This window comes from Rossellomorea vietnamensis NBRC 101237 (genome assembly GCF_001591825.1).
GTDB lineage: Bacteria > Bacillota > Bacilli > Bacillales > Bacillaceae_B > Rossellomorea > Rossellomorea vietnamensis.
Window position 1 is genome coordinate 1 of record NZ_BCVQ01000091.1, and the last position, 4,286, is coordinate 4,286.

A 4,286-nucleotide genomic window follows, 5' to 3' on the forward strand; every position below is an offset into this window, starting at 1 on the left:
TTCAATCCACTCTGTGTTTCTATATTAAACCTTTTTCAAATTATATATATCTATCAGCCAAACAAATTCCTCTCAAAAGTCTTACTATCGTATATTATTCATTTAGATATTATTATCCATTTAACAGTAACAATTTTTCACGTTGGCCTGTCAATTAGAGGGTTGTGCCAGCAGTTTTATAAAGTGATGGAGTACGCGGGCGGTGAGGCCCCAGATGACTTTGTCTTGGTAGTAGTAGAAATGTTCTTTCATGTTCCTTGCCTGCCAGTCGTAGTTTTCCCCACCTGGTATTTGATTGTATGGGAAGCTCTCCTCCGGTTCCATTTTAAATTTGATATTATACAATTCCGGTTCTTTTTCACGCATGTAAGAAAGCGGGGTTGTGAAAATCTCTTCCACCTCGGCAGTATTCGGCCGCAACTCTTCCAATGGTATATTCAACTTCCCAACAAAGGGATAGATGATCGTCCCAAATGGGGATACGATATAGTCGAGGGGATAAATATCCGAGATGACATGTTCTTGTATGCCCAATTCCTCTGTCGTCTCCCTTATAGCAGCTGCCCTCTCATCAGAGTCACTACGGTCGATTCTACCACCCGGAAAGCAGATTTCCCCCGGTTGTCTCCGCATATTCAATGATCGTACTTCAAAGAGAACATGAACCTCACCTTTCACTTCAATCAAAGGAAGTAGAATAGCATATTCGGAAAATGTTTCACTCCCTAACACTTTAGGCGTTCTATCCTTGAAACGCATCAGCAGATCGTTCACGTCCATTCTATTCCCCCCTTTACGATAATCTATTCTATGATTTTCTTTATTATAGTATGAACGGAATGCTACACCCAAACCATAAGCGCTCAAAATAGACTCTTCCATATATTCCCTTACGTTCTATGAATCTATGATATACTAATGAAGTCTTATCTCATGGTAAGAAAGAAAACAATCAAAATTGAAAGGATTTGAACGCATGTTTGGAAAAGTCGCTTCAGACGTATTAGGTTTAAGTGATATCGGCACAGTCATAAAGCCTCAGGATTACGACAAAGCCGATTCAGATGATTACATTATGCATGAAGATGGAGAGAAGATTTACTTCCTGATCAAATCCAAGTCCGATGAATACTGCTTTACAAACAAAGCTCTCATCCACCTTGATGGAACGAGTGCAGCAAGCAAGAAGCGGGTGCTCCGCCGCTTGGATTATTACAAATATAACCTTTCGAATGTCCTTCTCGAAACAGCGGGAACAGTAGATCTCGATGTCGAAATAAAGTTTAAGATCGGTTCTGAAATCTACTCCATCGATGTTCATAAAAAACATTTAACAGAAGTGAAAGATCTCTATAAGTCCCTTATAAAAATTGGTGAAATCACCAATGACAATAGCATTTATTCCGGCTTTGCCAATGAAAGTCTTCAACTGGCTTCCTCAACTTTGGGACAAGTAAAGACTGATGAAGTAAATGTTGTTGAACAGTTTAAAGAGGTCAATCAATATGCCTTTAATTGGCTTTCGGATAAGAAAAAAGAATTGACCCTTAAAGATTTTGGGTTTGTATTTGAAAAATTCATTCAAAATTAAAATGCATCATCCGGCTGACATCATCAGCCGGATGACCATTACTGCGTTTCGGGCATACCAGTCCCTTTCCACTCCTGAATCCCATTGTCCTCTATGATTCCCAATGTTACATCCGCAATGTCCGGATCTGCTATTAATTGATCCTGTATGGCAAACTTAATATCATCCGCTTCAGACAGGGGTAACCCCTTTTTCAATTCAAGATATGATTCAACATGGTAATAGCGGCCTTCCTGTGTGATCCTCATCTTATAGATATCGATGACCGCTTCATGTTCAAAAATCGCAGCAGCAATCCGGTCTTCCACTTCCTTAGGTGCAGCAACCCCTATCAGACCAACCATATTGTCATAACCGACCCTGAAGGCAACACCCACCATCAGGAATCCGATCATGATGGTCACAATCCCATCCAATAGTTGAAACGGGGAGAAATAAGAAACAAGAACCGCTATCAAAGCAAGAATGGCACCTGATACAGCCACTAAGTCTTCATAAAACACAAGTCTTGTTGGAGGCGCTGCCCGCTTTACATGCTTGAACGCCCCTGTTACAATCCCAGCTCCCCTGCTTTCTACGCGGGCTTCCTGACTGATTTCCTTCATCACTTTAAAGAGAATCGTTCCATCAATGAGGATGTTCAGGAGTAATACGGAAACATTTATCCAAATGCCTTTCACTTCAGCGGGATGTTTGAGTAGATGAAACCCCTCACGCATCGTTTCATAAGCCATGACCGAAACGACGATAACCGCAATCATACAAAATAGATTGATGACACGCCCAAAACCTGTTGGGAACTTTTCTGTCGGCTTCTTCTCTGAAAGAACACTGCCAATATTGATTGACGGCATCGGCTAACGAGTGCATGGCAGAAGCAAACATGGCCCCACTCCCACTGATAAAGAATGCCGCCCCCTTTGCGATTGCAAGGATGCCATTTCCCACCATTGCAAAAAATGAAGATTTATTTCCTTTTTTCATTAGTGTGAAAAATGATTCATTACTCACCAAGCTCACCACCTTACGTTTTATCAAGCTACTGGATAGTATCTCTCAAACCTCCCCTTTCATAAGTCGATTGACGAACCTTTTGTGCTTTTCTATACTGTAACAAGAAATGTGAAATCATAAGAATTCGAATCTAATCAGGTCAGGAGAACAAATCATGGATTTTACCATACAACATCTTTCCTTTTATTTAATCCAGGTAGAAGGAAAAGGCGAAGAAGCAGATAAACGACATAAGCACTTTCAAACATTAACAGGTGATGAGTATGAGGAAAGCCCCCTCAAAAGCTTCCTGGACGGTGAATTGACTAAGATCGTCAAGCGCAAGGTGGACCGGCACTCCAAGTCAGAATCCGCTCCCACCAAAATTGGCCGCTTTGTTGTAGAACCAGGTCATGAGCTTACATCGAATCCAAACTACAATTTATTTCATCGAACCCGTTATGCTGAAAGTAAAGAGGATTTTCGTGAATCATGTGATCAGATTGTCCAAATGTACATAGAAGCCAGCGCTATCCGCGGCGGAGCGTTTTTAGTGGCCACCGCAAAACTCACCAAATTTTTTGATGATCCATTTTTATTCCTCATGAAATGTGATTTCGAACCAAAGGTTGCCACCATTACGGATGAAGCCACACTGATACATAATGTAGAAATGGCGATCACGACGAAAAATATGAAATCCATCCAATATCCGTATATGCCCGAGGAAGGCATGATGGATTCAGCCGAAATCAAGATCCATCAAGCATCACATGCGAGATACTTTGAAGATTTCCTGAAATGGGTGGAATATGAAAAGTCCATGCCTGAAATCGTCAAATCACAGGTATACGGCATGGTAAAGGAACATATTTCTGAAACCTATGCGGAAGAAAGTGACGAACGGGTCGAATTTGAAGAAGCCGTGGAAGAATGGGCTATCAGCCCAAAGCGTGAACTGCAGGAACGATTCACGACGGAACAGGTAGTGGAAGCCACCTCCCAAATCGTCGAGCAATCCCCTGAAGTGGAATTGAAAGTAAAGCTTGACCATGTTTCAGTAAAAGCCCTTCTCTCAGATTTCGGAGACAGCATCCACTTGGCGAAAGTGAACGGTCGATACGTCCTGATGATTGAAAGCGAGTCCGTCATGTTTGAAAAAGGATTCTCCCCATTGGAATTCTTGAAGCCGGATGAACTCCATGAAGTGATTCAACGGATACAGGATAAGGAATAGTATGGAGAGGCTTAAACATAACTAATTCCATTTTCTTTAAAAATGTACAATAAAAAATAGTTAGGTTTGCTTGCTACACCACTATTGATTTCCGTGCAAGACTTCGCTTTCCTCGGGCGGAAGGCGAGCCTCCTCGTCGCTATTCGCTCCTGCGGGGTCTCACCTATTCCGCTTTTCCCGTAGGAGTCTTCGTCTTGCACTCCAATCAATAGCTAGATTCTGATATGTACACTAAATCTGCTTTACCAATAATAAGAAGATAGCCATTCACTTCAACTTAAATGTATAAGGAACGATCATCGGTGACTGCAACTCAAAGAAAAAGAGTTAGTGAGTTAGTGTATCCAATGGGAAGCAATCTCGACATTACAATGTTATAGGAAAAGACTTACCCTTGGAAAGTTGATTGGAGCGGAAGGTGCTCGACTCCTGCGGGAAACGCGGGAAAGTTGAGACCCCGCAGGG

3 protein-coding genes and 1 pseudogene are annotated in these 4,286 nt (G+C 41.9%); 2 read left to right on the top strand and 2 right to left on the bottom strand.

Translation table 11 applies throughout. The annotated features are described in order from the left end of the window. Positions 1–150 precede the first annotated feature (150 nt). On the bottom strand, positions 151–780 hold the full coding sequence (locus BVI01S_RS21670) for an NUDIX hydrolase (RefSeq protein WP_061811532.1): 630 nt from the start codon (positions 778–780) through the stop codon (positions 151–153). 196 nt (positions 781–976) lie between these two features. Between BVI01S_RS21670 and BVI01S_RS21675 the strand changes: the two genes are divergently transcribed. Beyond that, complete coding sequence (locus tag BVI01S_RS21675) at positions 977–1,591, top strand: PH domain-containing protein (RefSeq protein ID WP_034758781.1); 615 nt, start codon at positions 977–979, stop codon at positions 1,589–1,591. Between the two features lie 38 nt (positions 1,592–1,629). On the opposite strand, the pseudogene BVI01S_RS21680 reads toward BVI01S_RS21675, so the two are convergent. Continuing rightward, positions 1,630–2,575 (bottom strand): annotated as a pseudogene (locus BVI01S_RS21680) (cation diffusion facilitator family transporter). A gap of 184 nt (positions 2,576–2,759) precedes the next feature. Between BVI01S_RS21680 and BVI01S_RS21685 the strand changes: the two are divergent. Next, entirely contained in the window at positions 2,760–3,821 is a 1,062-nt protein-coding gene (locus BVI01S_RS21685) for a DUF3900 domain-containing protein (protein WP_061811533.1), read from the top strand. Positions 3,822–4,286 lie beyond the last annotated feature (465 nt).